The organism is Micromonospora sp. LZ37 (genome assembly GCF_059359015.1).
Genome location: NZ_JCADBL010000016.1, coordinates 117,946 through 136,321 on the forward strand (window position 1 = coordinate 117,946; position 18,376 = coordinate 136,321).

At 73.6% G+C, this 18,376-nt stretch carries 16 protein-coding genes; 7 read left to right on the forward strand and 9 right to left on the reverse strand.

Features of this window, described 5'->3' with window-relative positions; genetic code table 11:
• Positions 1 to 113 precede the first annotated feature (113 nt).
• From AC5L3Z_RS27220 to AC5L3Z_RS27235, 4 genes are all read left to right on the forward strand, one after another.
• Positions 114 to 626, forward strand: a complete 513-nt coding sequence (locus AC5L3Z_RS27220; protein ID WP_494846012.1) for an Lrp/AsnC family transcriptional regulator — start codon at positions 114 to 116, stop codon at positions 624 to 626.
• A 180-nt stretch (positions 627 to 806) separates the two neighbouring features.
• Positions 807 to 2,153 (forward strand): aspartate aminotransferase family protein, encoded by a 1,347-nt coding sequence (locus AC5L3Z_RS27225; protein WP_494846013.1) that lies wholly within the window; start codon positions 807 to 809, stop codon positions 2,151 to 2,153.
• Positions 2,138 to 2,836: a pyridoxamine 5'-phosphate oxidase family protein gene (locus AC5L3Z_RS27230; RefSeq protein WP_494846015.1), complete on the forward strand. Its 699-nt coding sequence runs from the start codon at positions 2,138 to 2,140 to the stop codon at positions 2,834 to 2,836. The genes AC5L3Z_RS27225 and AC5L3Z_RS27230 overlap by 16 nt, the downstream gene beginning before the upstream one ends.
• A complete protein-coding gene (locus AC5L3Z_RS27235; protein ID WP_494846016.1) occupies positions 2,830 to 4,209 on the forward strand; it encodes an NAD(P)/FAD-dependent oxidoreductase in 1,380 nt (459 codons plus the stop codon). The genes AC5L3Z_RS27230 and AC5L3Z_RS27235 overlap by 7 nt, the downstream gene beginning before the upstream one ends.
• Before the next feature lie 30 nt (positions 4,210 to 4,239).
• On the opposite strand, the gene AC5L3Z_RS27240 is transcribed toward AC5L3Z_RS27235, so the two are convergent.
• Together AC5L3Z_RS27240 and AC5L3Z_RS27245 are read right to left on the reverse strand one after the other, a co-directional pair.
• Positions 4,240 to 6,912, reverse strand: coding sequence for a hypothetical protein (locus tag AC5L3Z_RS27240; RefSeq protein ID WP_494846017.1), 2,673 nt, complete (start codon positions 6,910 to 6,912; stop codon positions 4,240 to 4,242).
• 241 nt (positions 6,913 to 7,153) lie between these two features.
• A complete protein-coding gene (locus tag AC5L3Z_RS27245) occupies positions 7,154 to 7,522 on the reverse strand; it encodes a DUF3499 domain-containing protein (protein ID WP_334519803.1) in 369 nt (122 codons plus the stop codon).
• A gap of 153 nt (positions 7,523 to 7,675) precedes the next feature.
• Here AC5L3Z_RS27245 and AC5L3Z_RS27250 point away from each other — a divergent pair, with 153 nt between their 5' ends.
• Positions 7,676 to 8,125, forward strand: coding sequence for a metallopeptidase family protein (locus AC5L3Z_RS27250; protein ID WP_088963879.1), 450 nt, complete (start codon positions 7,676 to 7,678; stop codon positions 8,123 to 8,125).
• An 81-nt stretch (positions 8,126 to 8,206) separates the two neighbouring features.
• On the opposite strand, the gene AC5L3Z_RS27255 is transcribed toward AC5L3Z_RS27250, so the two are convergent.
• The 6 genes from AC5L3Z_RS27255 to AC5L3Z_RS27280 all read right to left on the reverse strand — a co-directional run bounded on the left by AC5L3Z_RS27255 (position 8,207) and on the right by AC5L3Z_RS27280 (position 14,936).
• On the reverse strand, positions 8,207 to 8,464 hold the full coding sequence (locus AC5L3Z_RS27255) for a WhiB family transcriptional regulator (RefSeq protein WP_007455784.1): 258 nt from the start codon (positions 8,462 to 8,464) through the stop codon (positions 8,207 to 8,209).
• Between the two features lie 471 nt (positions 8,465 to 8,935).
• Positions 8,936 to 9,280: a phospholipase gene (locus tag AC5L3Z_RS27260; protein ID WP_494846019.1), complete on the reverse strand. Its 345-nt coding sequence runs from the start codon at positions 9,278 to 9,280 to the stop codon at positions 8,936 to 8,938.
• 16 nt (positions 9,281 to 9,296) lie between these two features.
• Positions 9,297 to 10,694 (reverse strand): DUF4331 domain-containing protein, encoded by a 1,398-nt coding sequence (locus tag AC5L3Z_RS27265; protein WP_494846020.1) that lies wholly within the window; start codon positions 10,692 to 10,694, stop codon positions 9,297 to 9,299.
• Between the two features lie 97 nt (positions 10,695 to 10,791).
• Positions 10,792 to 11,070 carry a hypothetical protein gene (locus tag AC5L3Z_RS27270; RefSeq protein ID WP_334519810.1) on the reverse strand — a complete coding sequence of 93 codons (279 nt, stop codon included), beginning with the start codon at positions 11,068 to 11,070 and terminating at the stop codon, positions 10,792 to 10,794.
• A 127-nt stretch (positions 11,071 to 11,197) separates the two neighbouring features.
• The gene (locus tag AC5L3Z_RS27275; RefSeq protein WP_494846021.1) at positions 11,198 to 13,729 is read right to left on the reverse strand and encodes a bifunctional FO biosynthesis protein CofGH; all 2,532 of its coding nucleotides are present in this window, start codon (positions 13,727 to 13,729) and stop codon (positions 11,198 to 11,200) included.
• Between the two features lie 337 nt (positions 13,730 to 14,066).
• Complete coding sequence (locus AC5L3Z_RS27280) at positions 14,067 to 14,936, reverse strand: hypothetical protein (RefSeq protein ID WP_494846023.1); 870 nt, start codon at positions 14,934 to 14,936, stop codon at positions 14,067 to 14,069.
• Positions 14,937 to 15,033: 97 nt separating this feature from the next.
• Between AC5L3Z_RS27280 and cofD the strand changes: the two genes are divergently transcribed.
• Positions 15,034 to 15,981, forward strand: a complete 948-nt coding sequence (gene cofD, locus AC5L3Z_RS27285; RefSeq protein ID WP_494846024.1) for a 2-phospho-L-lactate transferase — start codon at positions 15,034 to 15,036, stop codon at positions 15,979 to 15,981.
• Entirely contained in the window at positions 15,978 to 17,066 is a 1,089-nt protein-coding gene (locus tag AC5L3Z_RS27290; protein ID WP_494846025.1) for a coenzyme F420-0:L-glutamate ligase, read from the forward strand. Before cofD ends, AC5L3Z_RS27290 begins: the two co-directional genes overlap by 4 nt.
• Positions 17,067 to 17,143: 77 nt before the next feature.
• Here the strand turns inward: AC5L3Z_RS27290 and AC5L3Z_RS27295 are convergent, their stop codons facing one another.
• Positions 17,144 to 18,148, reverse strand: a complete 1,005-nt coding sequence (locus AC5L3Z_RS27295) for an ArsR/SmtB family transcription factor (RefSeq protein ID WP_494846026.1) — start codon at positions 18,146 to 18,148, stop codon at positions 17,144 to 17,146.
• Between the last annotated feature and the right edge of the window lie 228 nt (positions 18,149 to 18,376).

Below are 18,376 nucleotides of genomic sequence, written 5' to 3' on the forward strand. Positions count from 1 at the left end.
GGTGACCTTCCTTACAAGGGATTCCGTTGCGGGAATAGCTTCACACGACGAATTACGCCAGACTGCGCGGTGGCACTAGGCTCAGCCCTGGAAACGGACATGGGGAGCGGTCGATGACCAACCGGCAGCAGGAGAACGGCAACGGCGCGCGCCGCGTCACCGTGCGTGAGGGCGCGAGTCACGCTCTGCTCGACGACGTGGCGAAGCAGATCATCGAGCAGCTCCAGGAGGACGGCCGGCGGCCGTACGCCAGCATCGGCAAGGCGGTCGGGCTCTCCGAGGCGGCGGTACGCCAGCGGGTGCAGCGACTGCTCGACGCCGGGGTGATGCAGATCGTCGCGGTGACCGACCCGCTCCAACTGGGCTTCCCCCGGCAGGCCATGATCGGCCTGCGCACCGACGGCGACCTGGAGGCGGTGGCCGACCGGCTGGCCGAGTTCGACGAGATCGACTACGTGGTGATCACCGCCGGCTCGTTCGATCTGCTGGCCGAGGTGGTCTGCCGCAACGACGCCCACCTGCTGGAGATCCTGCAACGGCTGCGCGCCGTCGAAGGGGTGCTGGCCACCGAGGCGTTCGTCTACCTCAAGCTGCGCAAGCAGACCTACAGCTGGGGCACGGCCTGACCGACGGCCGCCGGCCTGTACGGATTCCGTGGCGGTAGCCATGGGCGGTCGCCGAATTCGTTGCCTCGGAGACGATTCACTGCCGATCCCACTTGCTTTGCGCCGTCGGACTGTGCGATAACCGTGGGCAGAGCGGCCGGTGCCACCCCCTGATCCGGCCCGAGACCCGATGGGGCTGACATGGCCAACGCCACCGACCACCTCTGGATGCACTTCACCCGGATGGCGAGCTACTCCGCCGGCGAGGTACCGACCATCGTCCGCGGTGAGGGCGCGTACGTCTGGGACTCCCAGGGCCGCCGCTACCTCGACGGGCTCGCCGGGCTCTTCGTCGTCAACGCCGGCCACGGCCGCACCGAGCTGGCCGAGGCGGCCGCCAAGCAGGCCGGCGAGCTGGCCTACTTCCCGCTCTGGTCGTACGCCCACCCGAAGGCCGTCGAGCTGGCCGAGAAGATCGCCTCGCTCACCCCCGGCGACCTGAACCGGGTCTTCTTCACCACCGGCGGTTCCGAGGCCGTCGAGGCGGCCTGGAAGCTGGCCCGGGCCTACTTCAAGCGCACCGGACAGCCCAACAAGCACAAGGTGGTCAGCCGGTACATCGCGTACCACGGCACCTCGATGGGCGCGCTGTCGATCACCGGGCTGCCCGGCATCAAGAGCGACTTCGAGCCGCTGGTCCCGGGCGGCATCAAGGTGCCGAACACCAACTTCTACCGCGCCCCCGAGCACGGCGACTCCCCGGAGGCGTTCGGCCGCTGGGCCGCCGAGGAGATCGGCCGGGCCATCGAGCGGGAGGGGCCCGACACCGTCGCCGCGGTCTTCCTGGAGCCGGTGCAGAACTCCGGCGGCTGCTTCCCGCCGCCGCCCGGCTACTTCGAGCGGGTCCGGGAGATCTGCGACGCCTACGACGTGCTGCTCGTCTCCGACGAGGTGATCTGCTCCTGGGGTCGGCTCGGCGAGTACTTCGGCGCCGTCCGGTACGGCTACCAGCCCGACATCATCACCACCGCCAAGGGCATCACCTCCGGGTACGCCCCGCTCGGCGCGATGATCGCCAGCGACCGGTTGATGGAGCCGTTCCTCACCGAGACCGGCATGTTCGCCCACGGGGTGACCTTCGGCGGTCACCCGGTCTCCTGCGCGGTGGCCCTGGCCAACCTGGAGGTCTTCGCCCGCGAGGACCTGATCGGGCACGTCCGCGCCAACGAGGACGCCTTCCGGTCCACCCTGGAGAAGCTGTACGACCTGCCGATCGTCGGCGACGTCCGGGGCGACGGGTACTTCTACGGCATCGAACTGGTCAAGGACAAGGCGACCCGGGCGACCTTCGACGAGGCCGAGTCGGAGCGGCTGCTGCGCGGCTTCCTCTCCAGCGCGCTCTTCTCCGCCGGGCTCTACTGCCGGGCCGACGACCGGGGCGACCCCGTCGTGCAGCTCGCCCCGCCGCTGATCGCCGAGCAGCAGCAGTTCGACGAGATGGAGCAGATCCTGCGCGCGGTGCTGACCGAGGCATGGGCGCGCCTGTGACCGGAGACGGGCCGACGTCGGACGGGGCCGGGTCTCGCGACGGCGAGCACCGGCCCCGCGCCGTCGGGGCCACCGACCGCACCCGGGTACGCCGGCTGCCCGAACTCGCCGTCGCGGACCGGGCCGTCCTGCACGCCGTGCTCGACGCCGGCCGGGTCGGGCACCTGGCCATCGCCGACGCCGGGCAGCCGTACGCGCTGCCGGTGTCGTACGCCCGCGACGGCGACCGGGTGCTGGTGCACGGCTCCACCGGCAGCCGGCTCTTCCGGCACCTCCTCGCCGGCGCGCCGGCCTGCCTGACCGTGACCCTGCTCGACGGCCTGGTGCTGGCCCGCAGCGCCTTCGCGTCCTCGATGAACTACCGGTGCGCCATGGTGCTCGGCGCGCTGACCGCGCTCGACGGCGAGGAGAAGCTGGCCGCGCTGGAACGGCTCACCGCCCACCTGCTGCCCGGCCGCTGGGCGGAGATCCGGCCGCCGTCGGCGAAGGAGCTGGCCGCCACGCTGGTGCTCGCCCTGCCGCTGGACGAGTGCTCGGTGAAGGTCAGCGCCGGGCCGCCCGACGACCCGGACGACGACCTGGACCAGCCGGTCTGGGCGGGCGTGGTGCCGGTCGTCGAGACGCTCGGCGCTCCGCAGCCCGATCCACGGCTGCGCCACGACCTGCCCGCGCCGCGATGGTGACGGGCTACCGGGAGCTGTCGTACTGGCTGTCCAGCGTGGACGGGCCGTTGACCCCGCGCGGCGCGCTGCCCGGTGACCGCGACGCGGACGTGGTGATCGTCGGGGCCGGCTACACCGGGCTGTGGACGGCGTACTACCTGGCGGTGGCCGACCCGACGCTGCGGATCACCGTGCTGGAGGCCGAGATCGCCGGGTACGGCGCCTCCGGCCGCAACGGCGGCTGGTGCTCGGCGCTCTTCCCCACCTCGCTGCCCGCGCTGGCCCGCCGGCACGGCCGGGACCGGGCCCTGGCCATGCAGCGGGCCATGCACGAGACCGTCCGCGAGGTGGGCCGGGTGGTCGCCGCCGAGGGCATCGACTGCGACTGGCAGCCCGGCGGGACGGTGGTGCTGGCCCGCACCGAGGCCCAGCTCGGCCGGGCCCGGGCCGCCGTCGCCGAGGCCCGCGAGCACGGCCTGGACGACGACGACCTGGTGCTGCTCGACGCCGCCGGGGCCGCCGGCCGGTGCGCCGCCGCGGGGGTACGCGGTGGGACGTACACCCCGCACTGCGCCGCCGTGCACCCGGCCCGGCTGGTCCGCGGGCTGGCCGAGGCGGTGGAACGCCGCGGGGTGACGGTGTTCGAGCGGACGCCGGTGACGGCGGTCCGGCCCGGTGCGGCGGTGACCCCGCACGGCACCGTCCGGGCGCCGGTCGTGGTCCGCGCCACCGAGGGGTACACGCCGGGGCTGCCCGGGCAGCGCCGCGTGCTCGCCCCGGTCTACTCGCTGATGGTGGCCACCGAGCCGCTGCCGGAGGAGACCTGGGCGCGGATCGGGCTGGCCGGGCGGGAGACCTTCTCCGACTACCGGCACGTCATCATCTACGGCCAGCGCACCGCCGACGGGCGGCTCGCCTTCGGTGGGCGCGGCGCGCCCTACCACTTCGGCTCCCGGGTCACCCCCGGCCACGACCGGGAGCCGCGGGTCTTCGCCGCGCTGCGTCGGGTGCTCGGCGAACTCTTCCCGGTGCTCGGCCCGGAGGTGCCGGTCAGCCACGCCTGGGGCGGGCCGCTCGGGGTGGCCCGGGACTGGTCCGCCTCGGTCGGGCTGGACCGGTCCGGGTTGGGCTGGGCGGGCGGTTACGTCGGCGACGGCGTGGGCACCAGCAACCTCGCCGGCCGTACCCTGGCCGACCTGATCCGGGGCGAGGAGAGCGACCTGGTGGGGCTCCCCTGGGTGAACCACCGCTCCCCCCGGTGGGAACCGGAGCCGCTGCGCTGGCTCGCCGTCAACGCCGGCCTGAAGCTGATGTTCTCCGCCGACCGGGCGGAGGCGCGCTCCGGCCGCCCCTCGCGCCGCGCCGCCGCCTTCTCCCGCCTCCTCGGCCACTGACCGGCGCCCGCGAGCGCATCGGCGACCGGCTCAGCCGGGGTCCGTCGTCCCGTTCTCCGTCGCCGGAGCGGGCACCCGGCCCTGCGGCGTCGGCCTCGGCCGGGGAGCGGCCGGGGCGTCGGTGATCGACAGCAGCACGAAGGACAGGTTCAGCGCGAGATCGCGTCGCGCCTGTGCCAACCGCTCCACCTCGGCCGACCCGATGCTCGACGCGGTGGTGGAGAAGATCCGCCACACCTCGGCGTGGAAGGCGAGCACCACGCGCACCTCCCGGCGTACGGAGGCGACCCGGTCGTCGGCTGCCGGCTCCGCTCGTGAGCCGTCGTCCGCCACGCCGACCGCTTCGGTGGCGAACCGGTCGGGCGGCACCGCCCGGGTACGCAGCCGGGCGAAGACGGCGAACAGGTCCGCCGGCCACTCCTCCTCGCCGGGGGTGCCGGCCAGGGTCGCCCCGGCGTAGCGGGCCAGCTCTTCGCGGAGCACCCGCTCGGTCACCGCGCTGATCCACGCCTTGCCGGTCGTCTCCAGGCCGGCGTTGATGATCGAGCGCATCACCCGGATGGAGTCGCGGGGGATGCCGCCGGACAGGCAGTAGCAGAGCTGGATGTACGGCTCGGACAGGCCGAGGACCCGCCGCTGCAACAGCTCACGCGTCTCGTCCAGCGACATCGGCAGGGCATAGACGACCTCGTCGAACGCGCTGTCGACCTCGGTCCGGACGGTCAACCCCCGCCGCTCGAAGTCGATCATCGCGTCCTGGGACACGGACACGATGAAGTAGCTGCGGTAGACCCCGAAGATGGCCTTCAGGTCGTTGATGAACTGCCGCGCGTCGTCCTTGTCCCCGATCTTGTCGAGCTCGTCGATGGCGATGACGACCCGGCCGCGCGCCGTGGCGCGTTCGATCAGGCTGCGCAGCCGCGCCACCATCTCCGGCATCGTGATGGCGCGCCGCGCGAGCAGGGTCGAGTCGGTCTGGGACAACTCGGCGGCGAGCTTCACCGCGGCGCCCGCGCCGGCGCTCACCTTGGCCGCCCGGGCCACCGAGTCGGACTGGTCGTACACCAGCACGTTACGCAACGCCTCCGCGTCCGCGTACAGCGGTGCCCACGGCGAGTCGGGGACGGTGGCAGCCGTACGGGCGCTGGCGTCGACCAGTTCCGCGTCGAGCCGGCGGTCGGCGGTGCGCCGCGCCCGACGGACTCCGGCCGCGACCAGCGCGAGGATGAGGGCGAGGCCGGCCACGGTCGGCGCCCACCGCAGGACGGGCTCGCGCAGCTCCACCACCACCTGCCACCAGTGCTGGTGGGCCACGGCGACGAGCGCGGCGGCGGCGACCGCCAGATGAAGATGCAGGTGGCGGACGACCAGCACCGCGCCGAGCAACCGCTCCGGGACAAGCTGCACCACGAGCGCCACCGCCGCGGCCACCACGGCCACGATCGACAGCGGGATGCGCAACTCCGCCGCCGGCAGGGTCGCCCGCAGCGCGGCGATGGTGGCCACCGCGGTTCCGCCGACGAGGAGATAGGCGGCGATCCGACCGGCCGGCGCGGAGGTGAACAGGCGGCGTACCCGCCGGTCGGCCGAGCGCCCCGTCTCCGCCAGCGACGGCCCGGGGCGAGCGGGTTCCGGGCCGGCGGGCGGGCCGATCGCGGTGCACACCTCCAGGGCCAGGTGGGTGAAGAAGTCCACCGCCACGTACCGGACCGGAGCGGACAGGTAGATCCGCAAAAGCGGCTCGTCCCAGATGGCGAAACCCTCGTCGGTCAGTGCCCGGAGGATGGTGGTCTTGCCGACCCCTCGGGGACCGGAGAGCCCGACACTGCCGCCCGGCAGTTGCCGCAACAGTCGGACCAGCCGGTTCATCGACCCCGTCGCGATCTCGAACCGCTGGTCGTCGACCTCCCCGAGGCCGGGCGCGCTGATGACCGTGAACTCCCGGGGGTCCACCGGTCCGGCGGCCGCCGACCCGCTCGCCCGCTCGTTCAGGTAGGTACGGATCTGCGGCAGCACCTGCTGCTCCAGGACCGCACGGCGGATCCGCAGCTCCAGCTCCTCGATGCGGGAGACGACGTCGCGGTAGTCGACGTCGTCGTCGATGATCCGGGCGACCCGGGCGTCGATGGCCCGGCGGTCCAGGATGTTCGGTTCCGACTGGCGGCGCTGTCGGCGCAGCACCCGCACGACCAGGCCGACGACGAGCACGGCACCGAGGAGACCGGCCACCGCGATCGGCACGACGGCGGCCGACGTCGGCAACAGTTCCTCTTGGGCGAGCCACACGGGGACCGTGAACAGCCCGACGAGCAGGAGGAGGTGCAGGACTCCCAGCGGCTTCGCCAGGGCGGGGTGGAGGCCGCGCCGCCAGTCGGCCGGTATGCCCCAGGCGACGAACCACAGCGGCTCGAGCACCCGGTCGATGACGTCGTAGGGCACCTTGCCTCGGCGGTAGACGGCCCGCCAGAAGGGGTCGACGACGTTGCGGATCGCGGTGGTGATGAAGACCCGCTCCTGCTCCAGCTCAGCCAGCTGGGCCAGTTCCGCTCCATGGGGCTGCAACAGGCGGGGACGGAGCTGCTGGAGATGGCGCTTGATCTGCTCCGGTCCCAGGCCGACCCGTACGGAAGCGCCGCTCACCTCGTCCAGGCCCAGGGCCTCTTCCACGGCCTGGTCGAAGATCGAGTCGCCGGCGCTGTCCACCCCAGGCACCTCCGGCTCGGCGTCGACATCGGCGCCCGCGGGAACGCGACGGCGGACGGCAGGTCGACCTCATGCCGGTGACCGCCCATCGGGGCGAACGCCGCGTCGGTTACGGGCGGCGGCGCGTGATTCACGTCCGCCTGACGCCGGAGCCTAGTGCGGGCCGCCTGCGGAGAACCCGATCCGTCTCGTTCCGGACAGTCGGGACCGCGGGGTACCGGGACGTGCTACCCGGCGCCGGTCAGTGGTTGGGCGGGATGACGCGGAGGTGGCCGCGGCGGCCGGTCTGGTTGCCCTGGTGGACGGGCTGGTCGTCCTCGGGCGGCCGGGGGGCCACCGGGCGGGCGGCCTCGCGGACGGCCTCGGCGAGGGCGACCAGGTCGTCGGTGGTGGGCGGGGGCGGCTCGAACTCGCCCTCGTGCCGGACGACGTCCCAGCCCCGGGGGGCGGTCAGGCTCCGGGCGTGCGGCTCGCAGAGGTCGTACGTGTGCGGCTCGGCGAAGGCCGCCAGCGGGCCGACCACGGCTGTCGACTCGTTGTAGACATAGGTCAATGTGGCGACCGCTTGCCGGGGGCAGCCGTTACGGGAGCAGCGCCGTGGTGACCTCACGTGCGGCAGGGTATCCCCAATACCGGGTACGGCGCACCGGTTCGCGTTCCGACACGCCCGTCACGGTGATCACAATTCGCGCCTGTCGCATCCCGGCGCGCCCGGAGGCGGCGGTGCCGCAGGCCGGGCCCGCGCGGCAGCTACCCTGGCCTCATGACGAGCCCGGAACACCGCCGCCCCGGCTCCGGCCGGCGCACCCACCGCGACCGCCACGGTCGCGGCCTGCGGGGGCGGCTGGTGCCGGCGACCGTCCCGCTGGCCCGGACCAAGGCGGAGGTCTTCGACGACCTGGTGCTGGACACCGTCGAGACCCTGGAACGCCGCTTCGCCAAGGAGCTGGCCGGCGTCGAATTCGCCGTGGAGGACGTCCCGCCGGACCTGAACGTCTACGACTCCGACGTGCTGGAGGACGGCGAGGTCCCGCTGGCCCGACTCCTGCCGGGCCGTCCCGGCCGGCAGGAGGTGCCGCCGCGGATCGTGCTGTACCGCCGGCCGCTGGAGTTCCGCGCGATGGACCGCGAGGACCTCGCCGACCTGGTGCACGACGTGATCATCGAGCAGGTGGCGAACCTGCTCGGGGTCGACCCGGACGAGCTGGCCTGACCGACCCCCGGGTCGGCCGCCCCCGCGACCGACCATCGGGCGCGAGCCGGGCGGCCCCCACCGCCCCGGCTCCGCGTCAGCTCAGGCGGCCCGCCGCTTGAGCTTGCGCCGCTCCCGCTCGGAGAGCCCACCCCAGATCCCGAACCGCTCGTCGTGGCCGAGAGCGTATTCGAGGCACTCCGTCTTGACCTCGCACCGCGAACAGATGCGCTTCGCCTCGCGGGTCGAGCCGCCCTTCTCGGGAAAGAAAGCCTCCGGGTCGGTCTGCGAGCAGAGCGCCCGCTCCTGCCACTCCGGCGCGTTCCCGAGCAGGTCGGCCACTTCAAGCTGGCCGTCCATCAGATGCCTCCTTGTCGCGCACCGGCGTCATCGCCGCTGCAACCCCCCACGCGAAAGGCGTGCTTGTCCGTCCGGTCCAAATTTGTTGCGTTCCGCGCGAACAACCCCATTCAAATTACACGCGTGTAATGCGTGCGCCGTCAAGCCGAACTTGATAATGGAGTCGCCCTCCCGACACGCTTCCGGACGGCCACTCGGACCACCCGGCCTCGCAACCTGCCCTATCGATTCAGACCCCTGAGGAGTAACGCCCTCTCCGGCGAGTTGCCCGAGATTTCTGCTGTGGCGTCGCCATCGTGGACACCGCCGAGGCACGCCGGCGGAGGCTCCGGTGGACCGGCCACCAAGATCAGGATTTCGGTGGGGCACAGGTTAACGCGGTTCGGTCGAGGCTGCCCGTCGAGCCGGAAATGCCGACAGCGCCCCGTCCACAATGTGGACGGGGCGCGGCGACGGACCGGGGTGCGACGATCAGCCCGCCCCCGGTGGAGCGCTGGTCGGCCAGGTGAATTCGGCGATCGCGCCACCCGTGACGGAGATCGCTCCCGCGGGCGTACTGTCGTCCCACCAGACGGTATAGAGGCCCGCCGGCAGGTCCGGGTAGACAGCACTGTGGAACACCCCGTCCCGGACGATCCGCTCACGGACCGCGGAGTGGGTGCGCGGCCCGGCGGCCCGGTCGGCGCGACCGATCTCGATTTCCCGGCCGAGCAGGTCGCGTCCGGTGTGAATGATCAACGCACCCGTGTCGCCACCGAGATCGAGCAGGACGGTGCCGCTCTCCGTCGGCCCGTACGCGTGTCGATATCCGTGCATTCCCGACTCCCTCCGCTCAGGACCGCGCCGACGGCGGATTGTTGAACCCGTCGTACGGCGTGCCCAGGAAGGGGAAGTTGCGCAGGAAGGGCGCCGTCACGTCGGCGGCGCTCAGCCCCGGGGTCACCGCGCCGGCGGCCGCGTCCGGGGTGAACGTCCGGTCCACCAGCGGGACGGTGACCCCGGCGATGGCCCGCAGTGCGATGCTCACCACGTCGTCGCCGACCCGCCGGCCGTTGGGGAAGCCGGCCAGGTCACCGCCGAGCACCCCGAACCGGTCCGGTTCGGCGCTCGGCCTGATCGCCGTGTTCAGCCGGAGCATGTCGGCCTGGATGTCCCCGGTGGCGTTGGTGAAGCCGTCGATCAGCCCGGCCGGGATGCCGGTGAGCAGGATCGCCGCCAGGTCCGCGCGCGGCTTCCGCGACTTGTTCAGCGCGTCCAGGTTGGGGAAGACGCCCGGGTAGAGGGCGGGGAGCAGGGCGGCCAGCTCGGGCTGCTCGACGAACCGGGCGAACCGCTTGTCCTCCGACGGCGGCAGCGAGTTCCACAGGTCCTTCTTGGACATCGGCACGATGACCTCGTTGAAGAGCGGATTGCCGAGCCGGGACACCTGCGTCCACGGTCCGGCGGCGGTGTCCGCGGCCACCTTGTCGCCGAGCACCCGGACCTGCTGACGGGAGGCGGTGGTCCACACGCCGATGATCGACGCGCGGTCGCCGGCGCCGTACCGGTTGGCCTTGCGGCGCACCCTGTTCAGCGGCACCTGCACCGCGATGCTGTGCACGTTCATCCGGTCCAGCGCGTTGACCGGCTCCCCCTCGGTCCGGAAGACCTTCTTCCCGGCCACGTGCAGCTGCTGGAACGGCCGCAGGGTGCCCAGGTCGAAGATGGCCCCGAGGTCCACGAAGAAGCCGTCGGCGCGCTGCCCGGCGAAGACCCGCTCCCCGGTGGAGAGCGAGTACGTCGCCTGGCGCACCAGGTCGGCGTAGCGCGGAGTGGAGAGCGGCCCGACGTTGCACGGCGGGCAGGGCAGCTTGTGGGCGAGCACGTGTTCCCGTCCGTCGGCCACCCGGGTCAGCCGGTAGAACTGCCGCCGATTCCAGTTTTTGCTGTCCAACGACTCGATCGGGCCGGTGTTGTAAAGAAAACTGTTCGGATTGGTGATCTCGGTGGTGAATTCGAAGCGGTAGGTCACGTCGGGACGGCCGTCACCGTCGTTGTCGATATGGATCTCGTAGCGCACGTCGTCGCCGAACTCGAAGAAGTTCGGCCCGCCGGAGGGGAGCTGCAACGGCACGTAGTTCGCGATCAGCGTCACCGAGTCGGGCTTGTCGGGGCTGACGAAGGCGTACAGGTCGGAGCTGTCGGCGACCGGGTCCTTGGCTATCTCCGGTGCTTCGCGGTGGGAGGACATGGCGGACCAACCTTTGCGGGATCAGGACGGAGTCGGGTGAGCACGGCCGGGCGCCGGGAGCCCGCGCCGGGCCGGAGGGAAGGCGGGACCGGCCGGCTCAGGGCCGGCCGGCGGCGCGGCGCAGCCGGTCCGCCAGGCCGCGGTCGCGTACCTCGATCCGGGAGGCGCCGACGAAGACGTCCATCGTCCCGGAGGCGGCATCGCGCAGGTGGACGACGATCGGATCGTCCTTCGCGCCGGCGGACGACGTGTTCTGCGCGGCCGACAGGCCCGGCACGGTGAGCGCCGCCGCGCCGAGCGTGGCGCTCGCCGCGGCGGTCAACGTCTGCCGGCGGGTCAGTCGCGGCCAGGGCCGCTTCCGCTCTTCACTCGTCATGGGGCACCTTTCCTCCGGCGGCGCCACAGCGCCCGCGGGTGGCTCGCGAGGGGTCACCGGCGGCGGTCCTCGCCTCAACCGCCGCCGGCGTCCAGTGGTACGGCCGGCGCCCGGGAAAGGTTCGACGCTATCTCCGGGCGTGACCGTACGCGGTCGTCCGCTTGCGCGCCGGGCGTCCGGCGGCCGTCGCGATGGCCCGCAACTGCTCCTCCGAGCGGGCCGAACCGTTGCCGGAGCCTGCCATCCGGGAGATCGTCTCCTCCATCAGCGTGCCGCCCAGGTCGTTGCAGCCGCCGTTGAGCATCGCCACCGTGCCCTCGTCGCCCAGCTTCACCCAGGAGCACTGGATGTTGTCGATCCGGCCGTGCAGCAGCAGCCGCGACATCGCGTGCACCACCCGGTTCTCCCGCCAGGTGGGGCCGGGCCGGGCGATGCCGGCCAGGTAGATCGGGGCGTTGGTGTGCACGAACGGCAGCGCCACGAACTCGGTGAACCCGCCGGTGCGGTCCTGCACCTGCGCGAGCACCCGGAAGTGGCCGAGCCACTGGAGCGGGTGGTCGACGTGGCCGTACATCATCGTGGAGCTGGACCGGATGCCCAGCTCGTGGGCGGTGCCGACCACCTCGACCCAGGCGGCGGCGGGCAGTTTGCCCTTGGTGAGCACCCAACGCACGTCGTCGTCGAGGATCTCCGCGGCGGTGCCGGGGATGGTGTCCAGCCCGGCCTCGCGCAGCTGGGTGAGCCACTCCCGCACCGGCACGCCGGCCTTGGCGGCGGCGGTGACGATCTCCATCGGGGAGAACGCGTGCACGTGCATCCCCGGCACCCGGGCCTTGATCGCCCGGACCAGGTCGGCGTAGCCGGTCACCGGCATCTTGGGGTCGATGCCGCCCTGGAGGCAGACCTCGCTCGCGCCGGCCGCCCACGCCTCCTCGGCCCGGTCGGCGACCTGCTCGACCGAGAGCCGGTACGCGTCGGCGTCCCGCTCCCGCTGGGCGAAGGCGCAGAACCGGCAACCCACGTAGCAGACGTTGCTGAAGTTGATGTTGCGGTTGACCACGTAGGTCACGTCGTCGCCGACCACGTCCCGCCGGACGTCGTCGGCGAGCCGGCACAGCTCGTCCAGCGCCGGGCCGTCCGCGCCGAAGAGCGCCAGCGCCGCGTCGGCGTTGCCGGGCTCCAGCAGGGCGGCCGGGTCGTCGGCCGCCAACCGCAGGCCCGCCCGCAGGTCGGCGTCCGCGCCGATCCCGGCCCCGCTCCGGGGTACGCCGACCGCCTCCGGCGCGACCTTGCCGGCGACCTCCGACCAGTCGCCGTAGACGCTGTCGAAGTCGCCCCGCCGGTCGTCGGTACGACCGGTGGTGTCGATGGTGGCGTGCAGGTCGGTCCGCCCGCCGAAGACCTCCTCCGGCTCCTGCCAGGGGCGGCCCACCGGCCGGGCGGACTCCACCGCGAGACCGGTCTCCGGGTCGGCCAGGGCGGTGACGTGCGGCAGCAGCCGCGGGTCGAGCCACGGGTCACCGGCGCGGACGTACTCCGGGTAGATCGTCAGCCGCTCACGCAGGGTGAAACCGGCCTTGTCGGTGTGCCGGGCCAGCTCGTCGAGCTGTGGCCAGGGACGCTCCGGGTTGACGTGGTCCGGGGTGAGCGGGGAGACCCCGCCCCAGTCGTCGATGCCGGCGCGCAGCAGCAGGTCGTACTCGCCCTCGATCAGGTTCGGCGGGGCCTGGATGCGGGCCTTGGGGCCGAGCAGCAGCCGGGTCACCGCCACGGTGACGGCCAGGTCGTGCAGCTCCGCGTCGGGCATGCCGCGCATCGCGGTGTCCGGCTTGGCGCGGAAGTTCTGCACGATCACCTCCTGGAGGTGGCCGTACTCCCGCTGGGCCCGGCGGATCGCGAAGATCGCGTCGACCCGCTCGGCCGGGGTCTCCCCGATCCCGATCAGGATGCCGGTGGTGAACGGCACGCCGACCCGGCCGGCGTCGTCGAGCACCCGGAGCCGGACCGCCGGCTCCTTGTCGGGGGAGCCGAAGTGCGGGCCGCCCGGCTCGGACCAGAGCCGGGTGGCCGCGGTCTCCAGCATCATCCCCATGCTCGGCGCGACCGGCTTGAGCCGTTGCAGCTCCGACCAGGAGAGCACCCCCGGGTTGAGGTGCGGCAGCAGTCCGGTCTCCTCCAGCACCGCCACCGCGCAGGCGCGCAGGTAGTCCAGGGTGGAGTCGTAGCCCCGTTCGTCCAGCCACTTCCGGGCGGCCGGCCAGCGCTCCTCCGGCCGGTCGCCGAGGGTGAACAGGGCCTCCTTGCAGCCCAGCGCCGCGCCCTCCCGGGCGATCGCCAGCACCTCGTCCTGCTCGAGGAAGGCGGCCGGCAGCCGGTGCGGCACCGTGGCGAAGGTGCAGTAGTGACAGCGGTCCCGGCACAGCCGGGTGAGCGGGATGAAGACCTTCTTGGAGTACGTCACCACACCTGGTCGGCCGGCGTCGCGCAGCCCCGCGTCGCGGACCTCGCCGGCGAGGCGCAGCAGCTCGTCCAACGCGGGCCCGCGGGCGGCCAGCAACGCGCTGGCCTCGTCCACGTCGAGGGCGCGCCCGGTGGCCGCCCGGCGCAACGCGCGCTCGATGCTCGCCGTCGTCGGACCGGGGTCGGTGCGATCAGCCATCCGCCCAGCCTATGCGTTGGTCCGGCCGATCGTCCGAGCAGCGGACGGCAGGTGGGACCGGCGCCGCGAGTGCCGACACCGGGGCGGTGGCCGGGTACCGCGCGGTGCTGCCGCCAGGGCCGAGCACGCAGCGTGACCACGCTGGGGAGACATGTCACCGCGAGCGTGATACCTGAGAGGCATCAAGATGCCTGTGCGGTATCACGCTCGCGGTGGAATCCGCTTCCCGTGGGCCGCTGCCCGGCCGGCGCGCAACCCCGGCCGGTGCGGGCGTCGGGGGTCGGCGCGCGCCCGCTACCCGGCCGGGCAGACGCCCGGCCGGTGCTTGTGGCGAGGGTCAGCGGGGGGAGTTCGGGTCGTCCCGGTGGAAGCGCTGGGTCCGGTCGCTGTCGTCGTGCGGTGCGGGAGGCGCCCCGCCCTCGCCCGGCTGGCGCGGGATGGCCTGGGTCGGGTCCGCCGACGGCGGCTGCCCGAACGGCGGGGCGGTGTTCGGCCCGGTGAACGGCGGCGCGGACTGCGGGACTGACCCGAACGGCGGCGCCGGAGGCGGGACGGCCCCGAACGGCGGCGCGGACGGCGCGGCGCCGAAGGGCGGAGCCGACTGCCCGTACTGGCTCGCGGACGGGTAGCTGCCGGCCGACGGGTAACCCCCCGCGGACGGGTAGCCGCCCGGGCCCGGCTGCGGCCAGCCGGGCTGGGGCTGGCCGTACACGCCGGGCTGGGGTGCGGGCTTCGGGACGTGGTAGAGGGTGCGCCAGACCCGGTACACCGCGAAGGCGGCGATCGCGAAGAGCGCCAGCCAGGCGACCCGGGCCAGCATGCCGAGGAACGCGTCCAGCAGCTCCGCCTCGGCCAGCCGGCTCACCAGCCAGACCAGGAGGGAGAGCACGCCGAAGAGGGCGCCGACCGCGTACTCGCCGACCGCGACCTGGGTGATCTGCTTCGCCCGCGGCAGCACCGGGGAGACGTGCGTGGCCAGGAGCACGGCCAGCAGCGGCAGCAGCGCGGACTCCAGGCCGATGAAGGAGAAGTAGGCGCTGCCGGCCCGCCCCGCCCCGGCACCCGGCGCGAGCAGCCGGACCAACCCGACGAAGAGCAGTACGGCGTTCGCGCCGAGCAGCACCAGCGCGGCGAGTTCCCGCAACGGTCCGGTGAGCTGGCGGGCCTTCGCCGCGTCGGTGGACGCGGGATCGGCGGGGCTGGTCACGGGCGCTCCTCAGGGCGAAACGGACAGGTGCCGACGTGAGCCTAGTCTCCCGGGGCGGCGGCGGACCGCAGGCGGCGCGTGCGCGAGGATGGACGACATGCGCATCGTGGTTCTGACCGGCGGCATCGGGGGCGCCCGGTTCCTGCTCGGCGTCCGGGCGTACGCCCGGGAGGTGGGCGCCGAGGTGACCGCCGTGGTCAACGTCGGCGACGACCTTCACCTGCACGGACTCAAGGTCTGCCCCGACCTGGACAGCGTCATGTACACCCTGGGCGGCGGCGCCGACCCGGAGCGGGGCTGGGGCCGGGTCGGCGAGAGCTGGACGGTCAAGGCGGAGCTGGCCGCGTACGGCGCCGAGCCCACCTGGTTCGGGCTCGGGGACAAGGACATCGCCACCCATCTGGTCCGCACCACCATGCTGAACGCCGGTTACCCGCTGTCGGCGGTGACCGAGGCGCTGGCCACCCGCTGGCAGCCCGGCGTACGCCTGCTCCCGGCGACCGACGACCGCCTGGAGACGCACGTGGTCGTGGACGCCGACGGCGGACAGCGGGCGATCCACTTCCAGGAGTGGTGGGTGCGCCACCGCGCGGACATCCCCACCCACCGGTTCGTCTTCGTCGGCGCGGAGACGGCCAAGCCCGCTCCGGGTGTCGCCGAGGCGGTGGCCGGGGCCGACGTGGTGCTGATCGCGCCGAGCAACCCGGTGGTGAGCGTGGCGCCGGTGCTGGCCGTGCCGGGGCTGCGCGAGGCGGTCGCCGAAGGGCCGGCCCGGGTGGTGGGGATCTCGCCGATCATCGGCGGCGCCCCGGTCCGGGGCATGGCCGACCGCTGCCTGTCGGTGCTGGGCGTCGAGTGCAGCGCCACCGGGGTGGGCCGGCTCTACGGTGGGCGCGGCGAGGGCGGCCTGCTCGACGGCTGGCTGGTCGCGCCGGAGGACGCGGGCACCGAGGTGCCCGGGGTGACGGTCCGGTCCGCGCCGTTGCGGATGACCGACGAGGCGGCGACGACGGCGATGGTCCGCGCCGCGATGGAGCTGATGTGAGGCTGGAGATCCTGCCGGTGCCGGGCATCGGCGACGTGACCGAGGGCGACGACCTGGCGGCGCTCATCGCCACCGCCGCGCCGTGGCTGCGCGACGGCGACGTGCTGGTGGTCACCAGCAAGATCGTCTCGAAGGCGGAGGGTCGGCTGGTGGACGTGCCGGCCGACGGGCCGGAGCGGCTCGCCGCCCGGGACGAGGTGCTGGCGGCGGAGACGGCCCGGGTGGTGGCCAGCCGCGGCCCGACCCGGATCGTGCAGACCCACCACGGGTTCGTGATGGCCTCCGCCGGGATCGACGCCTCCAACGTCGACAAGACCCGGCTGGTGCTGCTGCCCCGGGACCCGGACGCCTCCGCCCGGGCGCTCCGCGCCGCGCTGCGCGAACGTTTCCAGCTGGACGTGGCGGTGATCATCAGCGACACCATGGGCCGGCCGTGGCGCAACGGACTCACCGACGTGGCGCTCGGAGTGGCCGGCATGTCCGCCATCCGCGACCACCGGGGCGAGATCGACCCGTACGGCAACGAGCTCCAGCTGACCCAGATGGCCGTGGTGGACGAGCTGGCCGCCGCCGGCGAGCTGATCAAGGGCAAGCGCGACCAGGTGCCGGTGGCGGTGGTCCGCGGCTACCTGCCCGCCGCCCGGGTGGACGACGGTCTCGGGGCGGCCGCGCTGATCCGCGACGCCAGCATGGACCTCTTCTCGCTGGGCACCGCCGAGGCGAGGGTGGCCGGCCTGCGCGCCGCCGCGACCCTGGCCGACCGGCCCGGTGACGGCCCGGTGGACCCGGCCGCGGTCGGCCGGGCGGTGGCCGCCGTGGCCGAGGTGGTCGCCCCCGGCACGGCCTTCACCCACGTCACCGACGACGAGGTACGCGCCGGCCTGGTGGCCACCGTGCCCGGCTGGCCGGAGCACGCCACCGGCCTGGTCCTGGGCGCGGCGCCCACCCCGGTCGACCGGGCGGACCTGGTGCGCTTCGGCGCCGACGTGCAGCGGCTGCGGGCCGCGCTGGCCGCCGAGGGGGTCGGCTCCGCGCTGCTGCCGCCCCCGGCGGGGAGCACGGCCAGCGCCGCGCTGGCGATCTGATCCCGGCCCGCCCCGGCCCCGGTCGCCCGGCGTCCCGACCGAACCGGACCGGAGGGGGCGCGCCGCGTCACCGGTGCTCAGGCGTCCAGGACGGCCCGGCCGAGCGGGGTCAGCGTGTGCAGCACCCGGTTGCGGTCCCGCTGGCTGACCAGCAGACCGGCGTTGCGCAGCACGGTGGTGTGCTGGCTGGCGGCGGCCGGCGAGATGCGCAGGCGGCGCGCCACCTCGCCGGTGGTGCAGCCCTCGTCGGTGGCTTCCAGCACCGCCGCCCGGGTTCGGCCGATCAGCGCGGCCAGCGCCTCCCGCCCGGCCCCGTCCCGGGCCGGGGCGACGCCCCCGCCGGGCGCCGGCACCAGGCCGCCCAGCCGATCCACCGGATACACCAGCACCGGGGGCAGCGCCGGGTCGACCAGGGCGACCGGGGTGCCCGCGCAGAAGAACGACGGCACCAGCAGCAGCCCCCGGCCGTCCAGGTGCAGCTCCCTGCTGTACGGGTAGTCGCGCACCTCCAGCACGCCCGACTCCCACCGCATCGCCGGCCGCAGGCTGGCCAACAGGCCCTCCACACCCCCGTCGAGCAGGGCCCGCGCCCGGCGGGTGCGGTCGGCCTCCACGGCGGCCTCGATCCGTTCCCAGTACGGTTCGAGTGCCATCGACCGGTACTGCGACATCGAGTCGGTCAGCTGCCGCAGCACCTCCGGCTCGCCGCGGGCCAGCCCGGCCGCCCCCGAGGGCAGGACGTGCTCCCCGGCCAGCACGGTCAGGTCCCGGTGCAGCCGCTCGGCCGGGGTGGAGCGGACCGCCTCCAGGCCGGCGTCGAAGCCCTGCACGCTGTCGTACGGGGTGAGGAAGTCGGGGAAGTAGCCGCGGGGCGGGTTGAGGGCGAAGAGCAGCCGCAGCTGGGCGGAGCCGGGGTCGCGGCGCAGCTCGCCGGCGACCCCCCGACGCCAGTGCGCCATCAGCGGGTCGCGGCTGCGTCCCTGGAGCAGGTGCAGGCTGAGGACCAGCTCCCAGACCGGGTCGGCCCCGGGGGCCACCCGGGTCCGGAGGATGTCCTCCCGGGAGAAGTGAATGGTCAGCATGGCGACGCTCCTGTGACGGGCAGAGGGGATGCCCACCGACCGTTCGCACTGTACCCGGCCGGCACTTACCTCCACTTTTAAGCGTGGGATGAAAAGCCTCGACGCCCGTGGCGCCGGTTGGCATGCTGCAACAGCCCGGACGTGATGGCAGGTCCCCTGCCGGTCACGCCACGGGTGCCCCGGACACCGGGGCGGCGCCGGGTCGACCGGGCGGCACCACGAGGGTCT

Excerpts from the sequence above, each read along its gene's own strand:
- AC5L3Z_RS27220 (WP_494846012.1), top strand. The coding sequence starts at position 114 with ATGACCAACCGGCAGCAGGAGAACGGCAACGGCGCGCGCCGCGTCACC.
- AC5L3Z_RS27235 (WP_494846016.1), top strand. The coding sequence starts at position 2,830 with ATGGTGACGGGCTACCGGGAGCTGTCGTACTGGCTGTCCAGCGTGGAC.
- AC5L3Z_RS27230 (WP_494846015.1), top strand. The coding sequence starts at position 2,138 with ATGGGCGCGCCTGTGACCGGAGACGGGCCGACGTCGGACGGGGCCGGG.
- AC5L3Z_RS27295 (WP_494846026.1), bottom strand. The coding sequence starts at position 18,148 with ATGCTGACCATTCACTTCTCCCGGGAGGACATCCTCCGGACCCGGGTG.
- AC5L3Z_RS27275 (WP_494846021.1), bottom strand. The coding sequence starts at position 13,729 with ATGGCTGATCGCACCGACCCCGGTCCGACGACGGCGAGCATCGAGCGC.
- AC5L3Z_RS27260 (WP_494846019.1), bottom strand. The coding sequence starts at position 9,280 with ATGCACGGATATCGACACGCGTACGGGCCGACGGAGAGCGGCACCGTC.
- AC5L3Z_RS27270 (WP_334519810.1), bottom strand. The coding sequence starts at position 11,070 with ATGACGAGTGAAGAGCGGAAGCGGCCCTGGCCGCGACTGACCCGCCGG.
- AC5L3Z_RS27250 (WP_088963879.1), top strand. The coding sequence starts at position 7,676 with ATGACGAGCCCGGAACACCGCCGCCCCGGCTCCGGCCGGCGCACCCAC.
- cofD (WP_494846024.1), top strand. The coding sequence starts at position 15,034 with ATGCGCATCGTGGTTCTGACCGGCGGCATCGGGGGCGCCCGGTTCCTG.
- AC5L3Z_RS27255 (WP_007455784.1), bottom strand. The coding sequence starts at position 8,464 with ATGGACGGCCAGCTTGAAGTGGCCGACCTGCTCGGGAACGCGCCGGAG.
- AC5L3Z_RS27225 (WP_494846013.1), top strand. The coding sequence starts at position 807 with ATGGCCAACGCCACCGACCACCTCTGGATGCACTTCACCCGGATGGCG.
- AC5L3Z_RS27265 (WP_494846020.1), bottom strand. The coding sequence starts at position 10,694 with ATGTCCTCCCACCGCGAAGCACCGGAGATAGCCAAGGACCCGGTCGCC.